This is a genomic window from Paenibacillus sp. Y916 (assembly GCF_056786435.1).
On sequence record NZ_JBXCJA010000017.1, the window covers coordinates 1 to 19,899 of the forward strand.

17 protein-coding genes and 1 riboswitch are annotated in these 19,899 nt (G+C 41.5%); of the genes, 5 read left to right on the plus strand and 12 right to left on the minus strand.

What is annotated here, in order from left to right; genetic code table 11:
* Positions 1-478 precede the first annotated feature (478 nt).
* The 6 genes from AC1TO9_RS22970 to AC1TO9_RS22995 form a co-directional block, all read right to left on the minus strand.
* Positions 479-1,849, minus strand: coding sequence for an NCS2 family permease (locus AC1TO9_RS22970; protein WP_482057542.1), 1,371 nt, complete (start codon positions 1,847-1,849; stop codon positions 479-481).
* 152 nt (positions 1,850-2,001) lie between these two features.
* Positions 2,002-2,100, minus strand: a riboswitch (purine riboswitch).
* Between the two features lie 184 nt (positions 2,101-2,284).
* On the minus strand, positions 2,285-3,823 hold the full coding sequence (gene guaA, locus AC1TO9_RS22975) for a glutamine-hydrolyzing GMP synthase (protein ID WP_482060626.1): 1,539 nt from the start codon (positions 3,821-3,823) through the stop codon (positions 2,285-2,287).
* A gap of 73 nt (positions 3,824-3,896) precedes the next feature.
* On the minus strand, positions 3,897-6,197 hold the full coding sequence (locus AC1TO9_RS22980) for a transglutaminase TgpA family protein (protein WP_482060627.1): 2,301 nt from the start codon (positions 6,195-6,197) through the stop codon (positions 3,897-3,899).
* Positions 6,157-7,455: a DUF58 domain-containing protein gene (locus tag AC1TO9_RS22985; protein ID WP_482060628.1), complete on the minus strand. Its 1,299-nt coding sequence runs from the start codon at positions 7,453-7,455 to the stop codon at positions 6,157-6,159. Before AC1TO9_RS22985 ends, AC1TO9_RS22980 begins: the two co-directional genes overlap by 41 nt.
* Entirely contained in the window at positions 7,452-8,384 is a 933-nt protein-coding gene (locus AC1TO9_RS22990) for an AAA family ATPase (RefSeq protein ID WP_482057605.1), read from the minus strand. The genes AC1TO9_RS22985 and AC1TO9_RS22990 overlap by 4 nt, the downstream gene beginning before the upstream one ends.
* 150 nt (positions 8,385-8,534) lie before the next feature.
* Entirely contained in the window at positions 8,535-9,908 is a 1,374-nt protein-coding gene (locus AC1TO9_RS22995; protein ID WP_482060629.1) for a polysaccharide deacetylase, read from the minus strand.
* 117 nt (positions 9,909-10,025) lie between these two features.
* Here AC1TO9_RS22995 and AC1TO9_RS23000 point away from each other — a divergent pair, with 117 nt between their 5' ends.
* The 3 genes from AC1TO9_RS23000 (at position 10,026) to clpP (ending at position 12,245) form a co-directional block, all read left to right on the plus strand.
* The gene (locus tag AC1TO9_RS23000; RefSeq protein WP_482060630.1) at positions 10,026-10,673 is read left to right on the plus strand and encodes a DedA family protein; all 648 of its coding nucleotides are present in this window, start codon (positions 10,026-10,028) and stop codon (positions 10,671-10,673) included.
* A gap of 141 nt (positions 10,674-10,814) precedes the next feature.
* Positions 10,815-11,504, plus strand: coding sequence for a sigma-70 family RNA polymerase sigma factor (locus tag AC1TO9_RS23005; RefSeq protein ID WP_482060631.1), 690 nt, complete (start codon positions 10,815-10,817; stop codon positions 11,502-11,504).
* A 156-nt stretch (positions 11,505-11,660) separates the two neighbouring features.
* Positions 11,661-12,245 (plus strand): ATP-dependent Clp endopeptidase proteolytic subunit ClpP, encoded by a 585-nt coding sequence (gene clpP / locus AC1TO9_RS23010; protein ID WP_482060632.1) that lies wholly within the window; start codon positions 11,661-11,663, stop codon positions 12,243-12,245.
* Between the two features lie 123 nt (positions 12,246-12,368).
* Here the strand turns inward: clpP and bcp are convergent, their stop codons facing one another.
* Positions 12,369-12,839, minus strand: coding sequence for a thioredoxin-dependent thiol peroxidase (gene bcp / locus AC1TO9_RS23015; protein ID WP_482057564.1), 471 nt, complete (start codon positions 12,837-12,839; stop codon positions 12,369-12,371).
* Between the two features lie 148 nt (positions 12,840-12,987).
* On the opposite strand from bcp, the gene AC1TO9_RS23020 reads away from it, so the two are divergent.
* Positions 12,988-13,998, plus strand: a complete 1,011-nt coding sequence (locus AC1TO9_RS23020) for an LCP family protein (RefSeq protein ID WP_482060633.1) — start codon at positions 12,988-12,990, stop codon at positions 13,996-13,998.
* A gap of 18 nt (positions 13,999-14,016) precedes the next feature.
* On the plus strand, positions 14,017-15,321 hold the full coding sequence (locus tag AC1TO9_RS23025) for a glutamate-1-semialdehyde 2,1-aminomutase (protein WP_482060662.1): 1,305 nt from the start codon (positions 14,017-14,019) through the stop codon (positions 15,319-15,321).
* Positions 15,322-15,429: 108 nt separating this feature from the next.
* Here AC1TO9_RS23025 and AC1TO9_RS23030 read toward each other — a convergent pair whose 3' ends face one another.
* From AC1TO9_RS23030 to AC1TO9_RS23050, 5 genes are read right to left on the minus strand one after another with little or no spacing between them, the layout of a single operon-like run.
* Complete coding sequence (locus AC1TO9_RS23030; RefSeq protein WP_482060634.1) at positions 15,430-15,825, minus strand: sensory rhodopsin transducer; 396 nt, start codon at positions 15,823-15,825, stop codon at positions 15,430-15,432.
* 15 nt (positions 15,826-15,840) lie between these two features.
* Positions 15,841-16,875, minus strand: a complete 1,035-nt coding sequence (locus AC1TO9_RS23035) for a glycoside hydrolase family 88/105 protein (RefSeq protein WP_482060635.1) — start codon at positions 16,873-16,875, stop codon at positions 15,841-15,843.
* Positions 16,876-16,919: 44 nt separating this feature from the next.
* The gene (locus AC1TO9_RS23040; protein WP_482060636.1) at positions 16,920-18,056 is read right to left on the minus strand and encodes a rhamnogalacturonan acetylesterase; all 1,137 of its coding nucleotides are present in this window, start codon (positions 18,054-18,056) and stop codon (positions 16,920-16,922) included.
* A gap of 21 nt (positions 18,057-18,077) precedes the next feature.
* Positions 18,078-18,914 carry a carbohydrate ABC transporter permease gene (locus AC1TO9_RS23045; RefSeq protein ID WP_482057569.1) on the minus strand — a complete coding sequence of 279 codons (837 nt, stop codon included), beginning with the start codon at positions 18,912-18,914 and terminating at the stop codon, positions 18,078-18,080.
* A gap of 5 nt (positions 18,915-18,919) precedes the next feature.
* Positions 18,920-19,807 (minus strand): carbohydrate ABC transporter permease, encoded by an 888-nt coding sequence (locus AC1TO9_RS23050; RefSeq protein ID WP_482057607.1) that lies wholly within the window; start codon positions 19,805-19,807, stop codon positions 18,920-18,922.
* Positions 19,808-19,899: the final 92 nt, after the last annotated feature.

Here is a 19,899-nt window from a genome sequence, read left to right on the forward strand (position 1 = left end):
GAATATTACATTCTCAATCCAAATGATTTCTCATTTGTTTTGTTCTCACTTTCGTGAAAACCACTCACTCGTTGTTCAGTTTTCAAAGATCAATTTCTCTTTCGTTTGTCGCTATTCTCTCTCGGCGACAACTTCAATATCATAACATGTCCGGTTCGTTTATGCAAGCTTTATTTTCGTTTTTGTTTCATCCGATGATTTGCTTGCCGATTCAATTAAACGTTGTTTAATTGGCCGGACTAATAATATATCACGACTACAACGGAATAGCAAGCCTTAAAATAATAAATTATAATTCAATTCCTATCTATTAATTTTATGTACCTGAATGCGATAGAACCTTATCCCTTATGAATAATAATGAGGGCCTTAATTCCTAATGGAATTAAGGCCCTCATTATTATTACATTCTTATAGTATGAAATTCACATCTCTACAACTTAGATCTAAGTCTCATCATGTTAAATGAATAAGAATATTATTCTGTACCAAGGAAGACGAAGCGGAAAATTACAATCGCTGCCAATACCCACATTAACCAGTGAATCTTCACTTTAGTTTTGGTAGCAATATTTACGAATAGTCCAAGTACCACATAAGCAATAATACCTGCTGAGATTCCGTTAGCAATACTTCCTGTGAAAGGCATCAATACAATAGTTAAGAAAGCCGGGAAAGCTTGAAAGAAATCATCCCAATCTATACTGCGAATCTGACTCATCATTAGAACACCTACAATAATAAGAGCTGGTGCAGTTGCTGCGGATGGAACGACGAGGGCAAGTGGTGCAACGAACAAAGCTAGTAGGAACAAAACACCAGTTGTAACTGACGTCAACCCAGTACGTCCACCAGCCTCTACACCAGAAGCACTTTCTACATAAGCTGTAATACTGCTTGTACCCAATACAGCACCGGCACTGACTCCGACTGCATCAACTAGCATCGCCTTACCGACAATTTTCTCACCTTTTTCTTTGTCTTTAAACAAACCAATACGAGTCGCAGTCCCTACCATCGTACCGAAAGTGTCAAATAGTTCAACAAAGGTGAAGATAAAGATGATTTCAAACAACCCTATTCCAAATGCACCTTTTAAATCTAATTTTCCAACAGCAAGATCGTTGAAGGAAGGGATCCAATTTGCATTAGTTAATCCCTCGAGATTAGTAACTCCCATCGGAATTCCAATAAGTGTCGTTGCAACAATCCCAATAAGGAGTGCCCCTTTAACACGAAGTACCATTAATACGGCAATAATCAAAAGACCAATCAGAGCCAGTAGTGCATCATGTTGAGTAACTAAGTTACCCATTCCAAGATTAAAGCTTCCGCCAAGTACTGGTTCACTAATGTCTGTACCAGGGTTTACATTCGCAATGACAAGATTAGAAAGTTTTAAACCTACAATAGTAATGAAAAGACCAATTCCCACGGTAATGGCCATTTTAATATTTTGCGGAACAGCAACTAAGAGCATTTGTCTAACCCTAGTAACGGTCAATATAATAAATACAAGACCTGAAATAAACACTGCACCAAGCGCTGCTTGCCAAGTAATTGCACCATTCGAACTTAAGACTACGGTCATGAAGTATGCATTCAATCCCATACCAGGAGCTAGGGCAATTGGAATATTAACAAACAGTCCCATTGCTATCGTGACAAGTCCTGCACCCACTGCTGTGGCAAAAAAGACACCATTATAAGAAATCCCCGCACCATCTGGACCCAAGAACATTGGGTTCACGAACAAGATATATGCCATTGTCATAAAAGTAGTCAGACCTGCAATAATCTCGGTTCTGACACTCGTTCTATTCTCTTTCAGTTTAAAGAAACGATCCATAATCTAATTTACCCCCTTAATATAATTAAGTTAGAAACGACAAAGGGCCCTGAAGGCGATATGATATCTCAGGGCTTACATAGAAAGAAGTAACGGAATGGTACGATTCAATCGCTCCCGATCTAATAAAGGAGTGTGTAATCTGAAAAGCATTATCCATTTCTTCTTCTCGTAGCCAGATCATTACGGTGACCGGTAGAAACTCCCGAGCCTATTCCCGAGATTATACGAAAAGTATTTAGTTAGTATTGTCGTAACTCACAAACATTATTTTAGGTAGAAAGTCACCTCTTGTCAACCATAAAAACGAATGTTCTTACAAGCAACTAACATTATCGTTCGGAAATGACTAATATCACAGTACGTTGAGCGTATTTCTTCAAAAAAAATAGCCAATGGCGCTTTACGCTCCATGGACTATTGTAATTACAAGAACTACTCCCACTCGATCGTCGCTGGTGGCTTAGATGTAATGTCATACACAATTCTGTTAACATTATCCACTTCATTCACGATACGTACTGAGATTTTCTCAAGAATATCCCATGGTATACGAGCCCAATCCGCTGTCATGCCGTCGATTGAAGTAACCGCACGAATGCCGACAGTATAGGAATAGGTACGAGCATCGCCCATGACGCCTACGCTCTTCATGTTAGGAAGGGCCGTAAAGTACTGCCAAATTTCACGATCTAATCCCGCTTTAGCAATTTCCTCACGCAGAATCCAATCGGAATCACGAACTATTTTCAATTTCTCATCTGTTACTTCTCCAAGGACACGAATCGCAAGACCAGGACCTGGGAATGGTTGACGCCATACGATTTCTTCTGGCAATCCACATTCTTTACCGACTTTACGTACTTCATCCTTGAACAATGCACTTAATGGTTCTACCAGCTCAAACTTAATATCATCAGGTAATCCACCGACATTATGATGTGATTTGATCGTTTGTGCAGTAGCTGTGCCACTCTCTACGATATCTGTATAAAGAGTACCTTGAGCTAAATATTTGAAGTCATCAAATTTATCAGACTCCTCCTGGAATACATAAATAAATTCATTACCAATAATTTTACGTTTTTGCTCAGGATCATCTATGCCTTTCAGTTTACCTAAGAAGCGCTCTTGAGCATCGATTTTTACAACCTTCATATCGAATTTGCCCACAAATGTTTCCATTACGCTTTCGGCTTCACCTTTACGAAGTAGACCATGATCGATGAACATACAAGTTAATTGATCACCAATTGCTTTATGCAATAGAATCGCAACAACGGAAGAATCGACGCCACCAGATAATGCGCATAGCACTTTCTCTTTACCAACTTGTCTGCGAATATCTGCAATCGTTTCCTCGATAAAGGATTCCATTGTCCAATTACCTTCACATTGACACACTTCAAATAAGAAGTTACGAATCATCTCATTACCGTGCACAGTGTGTTGAACTTCTGGATGGAACTGTACTGCGTATAAATTCTTCTCAACATTACTCATTGCAGCTATAGGTGCAGATTCAGTACCTGCATCCAATTGGAAGCCATCAGGAAGTTCCACAACGTGGTCACCATGACTCATCCATACCGTCTGCTTCAGTTCCAAACCTTTTAGAAACTTAGTCTCTTTTTCAAATAGTAGATCTGCTTTTCCATATTCCCGCTTAGACGAACGTTCTACTTTTCCATCCAACTGATGCGCCATAAGCTGCATACCGTAGCAAATACCAAAGATCGGCAAGTTCAGATCATAAATAGCAGGATCTACATGTGGTGCATTCTCTTCATAAACACTAGAAGGTCCACCAGAGAATACGATTCCTTTCGGAGAAAGTTCACGAATCTTCTCTATTGGCGTGTTATACGGTAACAACTCACTATATACACCCATGTCACGGATGCGGCGTGCTATTAACTGATTGTATTGCCCCCCGAAATCTAGGACTACAATCATTTCATTTGGTTTATTCATTATGTGCCTCCCTCAATTCATTGATGTTAATTATACGCAACGATAAATCATACCGTCAAGAAAGTTAGAACAGTTAATTATACAGTGATTGAGCCAGTTGTGAGCATCGTTGTAAAAAGATGATACTATGTGCACGATTAAGGAATGTTTCATCATAAGCGATTCCTTCCCATTGTTCAACAAACTGCAGTAATTCTTCCTGCAAATCTTCTTCCTTAAGAGAATGGATATACTCTCTTACTGTTACCCCCATAGGGATAGGTCCGAATCGTCGTCCGACCTCGTCCCATACGACCCAAGCTGCCTTCAACAACTGTGCTTTCTGCGGAAACGTGCTTCGAGTAATAAACCGTAGACGCCATAGAAATAGAGTTCGACGACTCCTCCAAACACTCCACACAGACGCTATTATTAACATTGTCGCACAAATCAATCCTAGAACCTGATACCTTGATTCAGCTATAATCTTTCCTGCCTTCAGTAATTTCTTGCCTACGACATGAATGGTGTTCGTATAGAAATCAACTACCGATTCCCTTATACTATCACCTTTGGTATCATGCTTAGCTATTGTCGGAGGTTCTGAGTTCCCTTCCTGAATAGAGAATCCCGGAGTTGGATCGAATGGTATCCATCCCATTTGAGGGAAATATACCTCTACCCATGAATGAGCATTCAGAGATTTAACAACATATGTACTTTGACTGCCACTCTCTAGCGTCCCAGGCGCATACCCTTTCACTAGTCGTGATGGAATACCTTGACTCCGAAGAAGAATAACCATCGATGTGGAGAAGTGATTACAATATCCTATCTTCGTCTGGAACAAGAAATGATCAACGAAATCCTGATTCGCCGAAGGTACGTTAGTATCTAGAGAATACTTATAGTTATTCTGCAAAAAAGACTGAACTGCGAGTACCCTATCATATCGATTGACCGTGTTAAGGGTTATTTCTTCACCTAGTTCTTTAATGCGTAAAGGTAATTGTTCTGGCAATTGCAAATAACGCTGAGATATTGGCTCGGGATCAGAACCAGTGCTTTTACGTAATGAATTGGCATTAATGACTGAAGGTACTACTTCCAGCTGATAACTCGTTACGGGACTTGATCCGGTGGCTGCTGAGTATTTGATCGTACCCGACATGTCATCATGTAACAAATACGCTGGTCTTTCTCCGCTCATAGTCGTGACATTTAGAATTCGCTCTATTATTCCTCCACTAAACAGAGGACTTTCACCTGTCATGGATGGATTAAATCTTATGGTCTGAACGATGCGTTCTGTCTTTCCCTCTTCCGATGAGGCACTTTTTCGCAATTGTGCTTTCATATCAATCGCATAGAAGTACACCTGTGGCTCAGCCCAACGGCGTCCATCATAATATCCAAAGGATTCCCCTCTCCAATAAGACGGGATGGGTGACTCTGCTGTAAATACAATTTCATTTGAAAGTTTGAGAGGTACACCCATATCACCCTCCCCTGCACCATAACCTGTCACAGCTGACTTTGAATTCATTTGATTCATCGCCGCGCCTGACCATTCCTCTAATGTCGTCACTACAGATTGAACAACCTTTGTCTGAGCAGGACTAACCGTGATCATTCTCCCCCCCAACCAAGCTACACCCACGGCAACTCCAGTTACTATACAAACAGAAACAAACCAGCCAACATAACGCCGATTACGAAGTGCATATACTTGTGATGCTTGTTCACGATGTCTGGATAAAGATAGGCCCCCAACAACAACCATAAGCAGGAAAGCAGAACGGATAATATCTGCATACACATCTAATCCAAGCACTGCTTCTAGACACAATAGATAGATTACAGTAGCCAAAGCAAACAGCCCTATGCTTGATCGATCAAGAGCTAGTGATTGTACCGTCGCAACTAGCAGACCCCATCCTATAATAAGGATCAATGTTCGGGTCTCAGCACTAACTGTCGAAAGGTCCCATTTCTGTATGACGGTCATTATATCCTGCTGTACAACCGCCCCATAGGATAAGAAAGATTCAAGCCCACTATCTTCTTTAATAAGAAATACCCATGACCCAATCGTTAGCATTAGATGCAATGGAATACTTATAAGTAGCTTCCAACGAAACATCCCCACAAGTAACATGCATGCTGTGAGACCATACAATACACTTATTAACGAAACACTTAAAGATCCATTATAAATGGATTGAAGAGGATATAACCATTCCGTAAACAGACCTGCAAGCGGTATCGTTAGCAACATTCGATATAGAAGTGTATCCCCTTTTCGAGACTTTTGAAGAGAGTCATTCGTTCTGTGAGGAGCTACCCCCATCGGATTATATATAACGTTGTCTGTGCTCTGTATAGGAATTATCATGGCTTGTCACCCCCCTACTTGAAACAGCATCCACAGTATATTTCATCCCTGAAGAAGCAACATTTAACCTAAACAACCTAACTCCAAGACAGATGAGTGAATTAGCAAGCATATCTTGTCTTATTCGTTCCGCTTCTGTTTCCTTGAGATTTGCTAGCGAAGTAGGAGATTGGACAGAATAAATATCTAATTGCAGTCCTTTATGTTGAATTCTTGCTACTGACCGAGCAAGCTCCTGATCTAATCGTCCAGTAACGACAGTAAGTCTAGTTCCAAGACGTAATTGAGCCGCCTGTTCCTCTATCAGATGAGATATTCTGCTTGTTCCATCTAGATCTATAACGGCAAGAGTAGCTAGGTGAGAGATGGATGAGGAGGTCTGGGTAGAAGGGAACCTGCTTCCGTTAAGCAACTCGACTGGAATACCCTCTTCATTGGCAGTCTGAAGTAGACCCGTAGCGACGGATATCGCCCATTCAAATGACTCTCTCACCACATCCTCACCACCTTCTTTTCCAGATTCAGTCATCCTATAACTCTCTGGTGACTGATCTAGAATGATACATAGCTCATGATCCATTTCGTCCTCAGGAAGCCGAATCTGCAACCTTCCGAGTCGAGCTGAACTTTTCCAATGAACTCTACTCAGTGGATCTCCCACGGTATAATCACGAACTTCTTGCCCCCAATGACTCATCGGTCGGCGTTGCTGATATCCCTCAAGATCACCTTCCCTGACATCCTTGCTTGTCCATCCTTCTTCCAAAGAAATGACTGTAGGTGAAGGGAATACAACGATATTATCTTCATAATGTAATATATGACTGTTCTTGAAATAACGAAATAACCCACCCCATTCTACCTGATAGCTTTGAAAAGTGAACATTCCTCTTGGAATATTGTGTAGATAATACGTATAGGTAAAGGATCTGCGCCAACCTGGAAATAACAGACTACTATAACTTCCTTCAGTGAAATAATCAGTGACACTCATCCATGGGAGAGGAAGTATCGATCGAAATCGAATGTTCACCTCTACTTCAACTTCTGTTCCTACCGTTGGTCGTCTCGGATTAATATGTCGTTGTATCTCAATATGATGGGCACCGAACAGTTGAAAGCCAAGGCCAACCAATATAAAGGTCGCGCTCAACATGATCAAGAACCACACCGATGCCCCTCCGTACCATACAAATAACGCTACTAATGCTCCCGACCACGCAGCAACAATCGTCCATTCACGTAGCTTGTCTTTCATAGTTGGCTCCCACGCCGGCTTCGATGCGCAGACATACTGATTCTAGATAGTAGCTCCAATACAATCTCTTCCCCCGTATTGCCCCCCATTAGGCTCTGCGGATGAACTATGATGCGATGGGCAAGCACAGCAATGGCAGTCTCTTTAATATCATCTGGCGTTACATACATTCTTCCATTCATATAGGCTGTAGCTTGTGATGCTAACATCCAAGCCAACGTTCCTCGTGGACTGATCCCAAGCTTCAGTTTGGAATGTCTACGAGAAGCATCCGCTATAGATACTAGCAATTGTTTGATAGAATCATCTACAAATACAGTTCTCACTTCCCGCTGCATCGCTTCCATCTCTTCAACCATAATGACAGGTTTCACCCGCTCCAGCGGATGATTCATCTGCATCCGTGATAATAGATCCAACTCCTGCTCAGGGCTTGGATAACCTAGACTAAGCCGCATAAGAAAGCGATCAAGTTGTGCTTCGGGTAACCGATATGTCCCTTCAAATTGAAGTGGATTCTGAGTTGCCATTAAAAAGAATGGTCGCGGTAATGGATAGGTAGTACCATCAACGGTCACTTTTTTCTCCTCCATCGATTCTAGTAGAGCCGATTGTGTCCGTGGAGATGCACGGTTAATCTCATCCGCTAACACTACATTAGACAGGATGGGCCCTGGTCTAAATTCGAAATGACCACTTTTAGGATGATATACTGAAATACCTGTAATATCTGAAGGCATAAGGTCATATGTGAATTGAATACGTCCAAAAGATCCCCCCATGCAGGCGGCAATAGCTCGAACTAACATCGTTTTACCAACACCAGGTACATCTTCTAAAAGGACATGCCCACCACTTAACATCGATATCAGCACAAGTCGGATCTCAGATTCTTTACCTACCATAACCGTACTTACTCTTGAGATCATTCTATTTAATAGCTCTGGCGCAATATCTTTGCGATTTATAAATGGAGTAGACAATATGATAACCTCTCTTCACCTCATGGATTGATTTCCAAGAAATCTATCACTATTATTTCCATGAAAGAAGGATCGTAGACATTCATTGCATTATTTTCATAGATTACGATGTTGAGCTGTTCTCTTGTTGTCTATTGTTGTTACTCGCCATTCAACTTTATTCGTACTAACTGCGATCTGCGCATATCCTGTAACCTGAAGTAATTCACGAAGTGGAACCCACAGAGTATCTCCACTTAACTGTACAGGTACATTCATTGTCCTTTCGACCTGATTCATTATACGATTAGTGCTGATCAAATGACCTGTCACCACATTCATTTGAATGGATTCCGTCCCCTTGTTCATCCTAACTACTTTATTCTCGCTGTCCCATTCCACCTTAACTCCTAACTTCTCCATCGTTGCTCGAAGCGGAACCATCATTCTTCCTTCAGTCAGCCGATACTCCCCATATTTGAAATCCGTCTCCATTCTATCTATCTCCAGCACCAACCGTTTCCCTTTAGTGAAAAGCGCTGAATTAGGCGCAACATTGGTTGCAGTCCACTCTTGACTAGGTTGTTGACGCTTAAGAGCGCGAGCACGCTCAGTCACTTTAAATTGAACCGGCTCAAGCTCCGGAGTTAGAATATCAAATTTATATCCTTTATCTCGATAGTACGCAATAATTTCAGGAAGTGCCTTCACGGTCTCTTCATGCCCACTGCCATCATGCATCAATACAATAATCTCATCACTAGAAATGTCTGTCGTCGCACCCTTGATAATTTCTTGGGCTGGAACACCTCTTCGCTTCGAATCACCACTATCCACATTCCAATCTACAACCTGATAACCACCTTGCTTCAATAGAGTAAAATAGGTATCATCAAAATGTCCTGCTGTTCCTCCAGGTGCCCTTACTAAGGAAGGTCTGAAACCTGTTATGAGACTAATCTCATCTTCGGTTTGTTTGATTTGGTTCCAAAATGGAGAGAATCCCTTATATAGCTCTTCGTAATTGTGATTATACGTATGATTGCCTAAGGCATGTCCTTCTTCCGTTATTCTCGTAATGAATTCAGGATAGCGATGGACTTGTTGACCTAATACAAAAAATGTAGCCTTAATATTGGATTCTTCTAAAATATCAAGCACTTTACCTGTAAGTTTACTCGGTCCATCGTCAAATGTAAGATACACTGTTTTCGCTGGTAGTGACGTTTCAGCCTTATTCTTTGTTGAAGACAGTAGCTCTATCGTTTGAGTACTGGACACACCTTCATTTATATCATTATGATCTAGTAATGTTGTTGATAGCACCTTAGGCAATGAGGTTAACGAACTTTTATTATCTGCAAACGTTATATCAATTGGTAGGACATGATCTTGCTGCATCTGCACTGACAAGATCACCACAGACATTAATATCATCATGAGCGTGACACGAATTTTGTGTTTGTGAAGTATTAACCATCGTTTAATCATACATTCAACCTCCACCGTTTCTATGAAATGAACTATTCTGATAGATTATATGGCGGAGTTTATAATAAAAGACTAGAGTATTTATATATCGTAGCAATTTATATAGGAGTGAGTATTTTGGAATTACTTCGTTGGGTTCATCTTCTTTTCGAGAAACATGGTTATCTAGTTTTGTTCATAGGCTTATTATTAGAATTCATCGCTCTTCCCTTTCCTGGGGAAACAACGATGGCCTACGCAGGTTATCTTTCCTATCTGGGTACGCTCCATTTCGGATGGCTTCTAATTCTATCCTTTCTGGGTACGACTATCGGTATAACCATCACTTATTTCATTGGTCTAAAGGCGGGACTACCTTTTATAAATAAATTTGGGAAGTGGTTGTTCCTATCTCCTCACAAATTAGAAAAAACGAGAATATGGTTTAGCAAATATGGACATGGTCTGATCTTTATCGGCTACTTTATTCCAGGTGTACGACATTTCACTGGGTATTTCTCTGGATTGAATGCTCTCCCCTTTCGTAAGTTTGCCTTTTATGCCTATAGCGGCGCACTATTCTGGGTCATTCTCTTTCTTGGTCTCGGTAAGATATTCGGTCCACAATGGTCCGTCGTGTTCCATTTAGTAGAGTTATATTCTCTTTGGATCTTCTTAGCACTCGGTATTATCGTACTAGTGTTGATCATCTATCGCTTCCGTGAAAAAGTGAGAAACGCTGTGTTTGTTAAAGAAAGCAAGAATAAAGTTAAACGTTCATCATAAACTTTGCACATACTAAAGGAGCCTTACACGGTATATATGTAAGGCTCCTTTTCACTTTATTTTATTATAAATAAATCGAGGGCGTATCTTTCCACCCTTCTCATACGTTATATAAATATAGGCCTTGAAGGAGTGATTAACATGTTAATCCAAAAAAAAATTGAAACACAAATTGAACTAAAGACACAATGTGAAGATCTATATACAATATTGCAAAAACACTGTCTCTCCATCACTAATAATCGTTGGGACGCTGACGATTTAACACAAGAGACCCTCGCTAAGACATTATCCTTCTATGCGTCTAAATGCGAACCCAATATCACCATGCCCCTACTGCGTACCATTGCGCAAAATTCATGGATTGACGAGTTGCGCAAAAAGTCTAAGTTACAGCTAGGGCCAATAGATGAATGTGGCCATGAAGATCAGAGCTCTGAAGATCTTCAAGAAGGGTTGGAACAGCTAATGGAGAGGTTAACTCCCAAGCAACTGTTAGCGTTCGTTATGAAGGAAGGCTTCATGTATTCATTGTCTGAGATCGCAATTAGACTACAGATCAAGGAAACAGCAGTCAAAGCACTCTTGTATCGGGCTCGCCAGAAATCCCAAGACCATCCCGGAGACTTTAGTCACCACTGGCTCAACATTTCTCAAGATTGGTTTAAAGATCGACTGCTCCAAGCTGTTAAATATGAGAGTCCTACCGTTCTAGAAGAACTGATTATTGCCATTAGTGAACCAACCATACAGAAACGTGTAAACAAAGAATCCCGTTCACCGGTCTGCATAAAGTTTCAATCATTATCGCCAATCCAAATGGCAGCCTAAACTTTTGCTACGCAAAAATTTAGGCTTATGCTTACGATGTTAGTTTTTCTTCAAAAAACTTTAACACCCATGCTTATGAAGAGAGTTTTTCTTCAAAAAACTAAGCTTATGCTTTCGAAGTATTTTTGCTACGCAAAAATTTTAGGAGGATCCAAAATGAGTATTATACCTTATGTTGTTGAGCAGACCTCTCACGGAGAGAGATCATATGATATTTATTCTCGTCTACTGAAAGATCGCATTGTATTTCTAGGATCGGAGATTAACGACACTACGGCCAACAGCATTGTTGCACAGCTTCTTTTTCTAGCAGCAGATGATCCTGACAAAGACATTTCTCTGTACATTAACAGTCCTGGTGGTTCCGTTACAGCTGCCTTCGCAGTATATGATACGATGCAATTTATCAAACCGGAAGTCAGAACTATATGCACAGGACTTGCCGCTTCCGCTGCATCATTACTGCTCTTAGCTGGACATAAAGGTAAACGACTTGCATTACAGCACAGTGAAATTATGATTCATCAACCTTTGGGCGGAGCACAAGGTCAAGCAACAGACATTGAAATAACCGCACGACGTATTCTAAAAATAAAGGATCAATTGAATTGTTTATATGCTGAAAAGACTGGTCAATCCTTAGAAAAGATAAGAATGGATATGGAACGAGACTATTACTTATCTGCTGAAGAAGCTAAATCGTATGGAATTGTGGATGAAGTGGTGTGTTCCCCCTTGTAACGTAAATGATCAAAAAGCCAACATCTTAAATCCCTAAGATGTTGGCTTTCTTTACATAAAACAGCAGATCACTGCTGCCATACAGGCATGTCAGTTGATCTCCAATCATACATTTAATACTAATTATTGTTCGGATTGTAATAGTGTCAATATTTCTTCCGTATGTCCAGCTACTTTAACCTTACGCCATTGCCTCACAAGTATTCCTTCTGCATTAATAAGAAAAGTAGAGCGTACAATGCCCATATACTCTTTCCCAAACATTTTCTTAAGCTGCCACACACCGTATTTTTCGCTAACAACGTGATCCGTATCCGATAATAAAAGAAATGAAAGTTGATGACGCTCTACAAACTTCTGATGCGACTTCAAGTCATCTGGGCTGATTCCAAGAATGACTGCATCTAGCTCTTCAATAGCAGTATTAGCATCTCGAAAGTCGCAAGCTTCCTGCGTACAAGTAGGCGTCATATTCTTCGGATAAAAATATAGCACAACCTGGCGTCCGCGAAAGTCACTAAGTGACACTGTTTCTCCATTTGAAGCCATCAGTGTAAATTCTGGCACAACGCATCCTATTTCCAATAATTCCATAAATCATCTTCCCCTTCATCTATCATTATTCTACTTGTACTCTTATAAATTGATTGTATCCGCAATAATAACTATAATATAGTGGAACTGAATCCGATCTTGTCGAAAGTTGCATTTATTACCGAGAGTTGTGAAAGGAAGAAGCTTGATGTCAAAGAAAACGAAAAGAACCATTTGGTGGGTTCTTGCTATACTTATAATTGCAGTGATCAGTTATGCTGTATATTATTTCACATCTATCTACAATGGTCTAGAAGGATTGCAAAAAGAGGGAGAGGTCTCTCCATTTAGTCAATTGCAACAAGTCGAGGCCGCAACACCAGAACCTCCCAAATGGGAAGGGACGGAACTCGTTAGTATTCTGATCATGGGTGTGGATGGTCGAGGCGTTTCGGATGGTGAGATCCCCCGATCAGACAGTATGATGGTCGCAACATTAGACCCTGTGCAGAAAAGAATTCATCTTTTTTCCATTTTGAGAGATACTTATGTCGATATTCCTGATCACCGAAGTGACCGAATTAATTCGGCCATCACGCATGGTCCTAATACAGCTATGAAAGCAGTTAGCAATCTTCTGGGTATTCCCGTGCAATACTATGTTTACACTGATTTTCAGGGATTTATTAAACTGGTCGATTCCATAGGCGGTGTTGATTTCTATGTGGAAAAGAATATGAAATATAGCAGTAAAGCCGATAAACACGAATATGATATCGATCTCAAAGAGGGGCAACAGCACCTCGATGGAGATATGGCGTTACAGTATGTCCGTTTTCGTCACGACGCCTTATCTGACTTCACTCGCACAGGGCGACAACGTGATTTCCTGAAGGCTATCGCTAATAAAATGAAAAGTACAACTTCGATTATAAAACTACCATCCATTCTAGAGCAGGTTAGTCCATTTGTTGACACAAACCTGGATATCAATGATATGTGGAAACTAGCGAACATCGGATATCAGAGCAAGATGTCTGGCAGCGAACAAATTCCTCCAATGAATATGCTCCTTGAAGAAACAATTGGTGGTGCGTCTGTTATTACCGTAAAAAATTTAGAGAAGTTACAGCAATATGTACAAGACATTGTAATTCCGCCTGTTGCAAATGTAGAAGTTGTAACTGATGAAGAACAAGTTGGATCGATTACTGATTGAAAGGAAGTTTAGCAGATGATGAAACGTACACAATCCGAACATTTATATAACGAGGCTTTGCAGCATATTGTAGGTGGCGTCAATAGCCCATCTCGCTCGTTCAAAGCTGTAGGAGGGGGGGCTCCTGTCTTTATGAAACGGGCTAAGGGAGCTCATTTCTGGGATGTCGATGACAATAAATATATTGATTACCTTGCAGCTTACGGACCTATTATTACTGGACATGCTCATCCCCATATTACCGCAGCCATAACTAAAGCAGCAGAGAATGGTGTACTGTATGGCGCTCCTACAGAATGGGAAATTCAGCTTGCACTCATGTTGAAAGACGCTATCCCTTCTATGGATAAGGTTCGGTTCGTTAATTCTGGTACAGAAGCGGTTATGACAACGATTCGTGTAGCACGTGCTTACACGAAACGTAACAAAATCATTAAATTTGCCGGCTGTTACCACGGTCATTCAGACCTAGTCCTTGTAGCCGCAGGATCTGGACCTTCCACACTAGGCATTCCAGACAGTGCTGGTATTCCACCAAGCATCGCTCAGGAAGTCATTACTGTGCCATTTAACGACTTAGATGGACTTAAAGCTGCCCTCGAACGTTGGGGCGATGATGTCGCCGCAGTTATGGTCGAGCCGATTGTAGGTAACTTCGGAATGGTTATGCCACACGATGGTTTTCTAGAAGGACTCTGCAAGATGACTCATGATAATGGATCACTCGTGATCTATGACGAAGTCATCACTGCTTTCCGCTTCCATTATGGATCAGCTCAGACCTTCGCAGATTTACACAATCATGAGGCCATCGCACCCGACCTTACAGCTTTAGGTAAAATCATTGGTGGTGGTTTACCGATTGGTGCATACGGCGGTAGAAAACATGTCATGGAACAGGTCGCTCCACTTGGGCCTGCTTATCAAGCCGGAACGATGGCAGGTAACCCTGCTTCCATTCTTTCAGGTATTGCTTGCTTAGAAGTTCTACAGGGTGATGGCGTCTACGAAGAGATGAATCGTCTTGCAGTGAAGCTAACTAATGGTCTACAGGCTTCGGCAGATCGTCATGGTATTCCACTCACTATTAACCAAATTCGTGGTTCCTTCTCTACTCATTTCTGTAATCATCCGATTACGAATTATGAGGAGGCCCAAGATACAGATGGTGAAGTCTTCGCTTCGTTCTTCCGCCATATGTTGAATCATGGCATCAATTTGGCTCCGTCTAAATACGAAGCATGGTTCCTAACAACAGCCCATACAGATGAAGATATCGAACTGACCATAGATGCAGCGGAGAAGTCTTTTCGCCTCATGTAACTGGTTGCCACTACTTGAACATTCGATACTCTAATGAAACTTATACTTTCATATATCTAAATAAGGCACTCCAAGTTTAAATTCTTGGAGTGCCTTTAACTTTTGATTTCACAATATAGGATGTGCCATCACACTCATCAGCGCTAGCTCGGCTTGCGTTGAATCTAGCCGACTGTACTGCACGATAATAGGAATAGAACTCTTCACAAGAATGGCATAGGGCACACCTACAGGAATATGCTCTCCTACACTCTGTAATGAAGCTGTCCGAATATGCTTAGTCCGGCGCCCTTCAACAATCTCAGTAATATCCTCAAGCGGTTCCCGATCCTCGAAATAAATCGTAATCTGGAGTTCCGCTACTTCGTTCCCGCAATTCAGTACACAAATGCTCTCATGACTCTGTAATATCCCCTTACTAACCTCTGGTATGTACCCATCAGGTATGATCCATTGCTTACTTCCATGTCCTTCAGTCTGTAATCCGCTTAATGGATTCATCATAAACACTCCCTGTTCTCAGCCATATAGATTATCCTTCGTCCGTAATAGTTCAGCAAGAAAGGCTAACATTAATCCTTGACCCCAGCCCTGAATACGGTTGTATGGCACCTCACGATAACCTTGAATATCGTTCATGACTGCCGTACCTGCAGACACCTCGGTGACCGTTCCATCTTCTTTAATCCGTGCTAATAAGCCATCGATCGCCTTCTGCGTGTATTTGTTATACAAGCGCCCCCTCATTAGAATGGCTGTTGCAATCCCTGCTGATCCTGACACTTCGAGATAGGAAGAGTCATCATCAAGAACGGTATGCCATAATCCTTCTGGTGACTGTAATCGAACAAGGGCACTCAATTGATCCCGAAGTGAACCATCAATCATCATATAGGAAGGATGCGTTACTTCGACTAACTTCAAGGCCTTGGACATGGTCAGTGCTGCCCATGAATTCCCTCTTGCCCAGTACATACCTGACATATGATTCTGGTCAAGATGATCCCATCCATGATAATACAGGTTCGTGCCTGGGTCCTGAAGATATTTCTCATGTCCATGATACTGCTTCAATCCATCTTCTATATAAGCCCTATTTCCTGTTAAATATCCGATGCGAAGCAGGTAATAGCCTGCCATGAACATCGTATCCACCCAAGCCTGCTCTGGGAATACATCATGGACTGAATTCACTGTATGTTGAAAGATCCCTTCGCCGAATCGTTCCGCTGTATGCGTCAGAAACTCAGCCATTTCAATGGCGATGTCTAGATATTTCTGCTCTTGTGTAGCTTCATACAAGGTTAGCATGGAATGCCCAACGGATACCCCATTAACTGATAACTTCGGTAAGCCATCTTCTATATTCTCATCCGCCCAACTTTTTAAGCGTTCTAAATATTCTAGCTTGCCTGTTGCCTGATAGGCTTCACAAATACCGTAGAATGCGACACCTCCAGGCCAGTCCCAGTGGAAGTCCATGTTAAATGTTCGATCCACTACACGATCTATCACCTTAACAATTTCCTGTTCATCAAATACTAATGCAGCCATGTTCTTTCCCCTCTTTCTCACTTTTTGAACTTCCCCTCATCTGTTTAGCGTAAATACATCCGCAGGGGTTGCATATCTAACTTACAGATCTGATCTACCACCTGTTCTGCTAGACGTAACGCTCCCCATTCTTGGAAGTGTGTGTTATCCTCTACACCCCCGGGATGATTCAAATATTCACCTGGATATGTCCACATGAAGTATTGTTTACTTCCCTCTATTCCCGCTTCTTCAAAAAGAATCTTACTTTCTGCCGCCAAATCAATCAGCGGTACATCCTCTTCAACTGCCAGTTCCTTCATCGCTGTTATATATTCACCATGCGTGTCCGTAAGTCCCCCGTCATCATTAAAATAACGCCTGTGGACAGGAGTAATGAATACAGGACGAGCTTGCTTCTCCTTAGCAGCATCTATGTACACTTTCAGATGTTGCTTATATGTCGTAAAGGCTTCTGTCCCTCGATTGGGGTCACTTTTCTCATCATTGTGGCCGAATTGAATGAAGAAGAAATCCCCCGCTCTCATTTTCTCGACAATAACGTCCAATCTCCCCTCCTCAATAAAGCTACGTGAACTTCGCCCAGATTTCGCGTGGTTATCCACGAGCACATCATGTTTGAATAGTGCTGGAAGCATTTGTCCCCAACCTGCATACGGATATCCCGTTGATGGTTGGTCCGTCACTGTCGAATCCCCAGCTAGAAACAGTGTTAGTGTTTCTTCTGCTGGAGAAATTGTCACGACATTGATACGTGGAGCTGCGCCTGAGAATCTAAGCACTAATCTTCCATCATGAATAGCAACGGTGAACATCGCCACCTTGAACTGCCCTCGAATGGTCGATATATATGGCAGTACCGATTTACTCTCACCTGCCCTAATGATGGTCAACGTATCTGCAAGCGCATCTCCAATCTCTACCGTAACGCGATATATTCCATCAGGAACCTTCACCACAAAGTCCATCCCCATAGGTATACAAAAGCTCTGTCGCAGATGCTCCTTACCTGAAGACACCTCCGGTCGTTCCATTCGATTCCGACCAAACACTTGACCATTACCCTCAAATCCATATCCAGTTTCATCATCATATCGAGAATCAGGTGATACACCGATATACCCTTCTGTTGGTATGCCAAGTCCGAAATCAAATGTCCATTCTTGATTGAGGCTACTCATCCGTTCTCTACATCTCCCTTCTCATCCCTTCAAGCCACTGCTACTCATACCCTCCACAATCTGTTTCTGAAAAGCAAAGAATACAACGATAACTGGGATTAGACTAACAATGGACATCGCGAACATCGCACCCCAATTTGATGCAGACTCACTATCAAGAAACATTTTAAGTGCCATAGATACGGTATATTTCTCCGGAGAGTTGAGATAAAGTACAGGACCAAGCAAATCCTCCCAACGCCAATAGAATGAGAATATAGCCGCTGTAGCCAGTGATGATTTAAGTAGTGGCATAATGATTTGCAAATACAATCGAAACTTCCCACATCCGTCAATAGCTGCCGCGTCATCCAATTCGCCAGGAATTGTTCTTATAAATTGGACCATTAGAAATATAAAGAAGGGCATTCCGAAAAAGGAAGGAACGACAAGTGGTAGAATCGTATTCAGCCAACCTAACTTCGTAAAGATAATATATTGTGGAACAAGTACTACATCACTTGGTAGCATCAAAGTTACCATCATGAGTGCGAACCAGAACTTCTGCCCCACAAATTTAAGTCGCGCAAATCCAAATGCAATCAATGAAGATGAGATAACTGCGCCAATCGTCGCTATAACAACGATCACCGAAGTGTTCATCATATACTTACTGAAAGGATATAATGTTCCTTTCCACCCTACAGAATAATTACTCCAAATCCAGGTGTCTGGAAACAAAGTATTCGCCGTTAGGAATATAACCCGGCTTTCTTTAAACGAACTGAATAACATCCATAGAACGGGATAGAGCATAACAATTGCGAGTACTGCTACTATAATATGATATATAGGCCATTTGAATCTTCTCCATGCCATATCGCTCAACGGCCTCCTTCCGATTCGTAAAAGACCCAGAATTTAGAAGTCATAAACAGGAGTCCTGTCATGATTCCGATAAGAATGAGCATGATCCAAGCCATTGCTGAAGCATACCCCATATTGTTAAACATAAAGGCTTGACGGAACAAGTATAGAGAATAGAGCATCGTCCCCCCCATTGGACCACCCTCACCCTTAGAAATAACGTATGCGGGTACAAATGTCATGAATGCACTAATCGTTTGCATAATCATATTAAATAACACAATAGGGCTTAACAAAGGTAGTGTAATACTGAAAAACTTGCGTATCGGTTTTGCACCGTCCACACCTGCCGCTTCGTACATTTCTGGTGAAATATTTTTGAGCCCTGCGAGAAATATGAGCATAGAAGATCCAAATTGCCATACAGATAGGGAAATCAGCATAACTAAGGATGCGTTAGGATTTCCGAACCACTGTACCGGATCTAGTCCGAACCAGCCTATCAGGCTATTCACAATTCCTTCATTACTAAAAATATTACGCCACATAATGGATACCGCTACACTTCCTCCAATAATGGAAGGTAGATAATACATCGTGCGATACGCTCCAACCATACGAGACTTTGTATTTAGAATCATGGCAATAAACAAAGCAAATATAAGTCGGAGAGGGACTCCTAGAAATACGTAGATTAATGTGACTTTTACGGAATTCCAATAGTTTGGATCATTAGAGAACATCTTTTCGTAATTATCAAAACCAATCCATTTAGGCGAAGCGAATAAATTATAATTCGTAAAGGATAAATACAATGAAATAAACATCGGTATAAGTGTAAAGGCTAGAAAGCCTATTATAAACGGACTAATGAAAGCATATCCGGTCAAATTCGATTTCAGCATACCATTCCGCCGCACAATACCAGGCCTCCCTATTGATCTGATGTACTCCACACCCCATGCATTATCTATTGAATTCGGAGATGGATATCCTC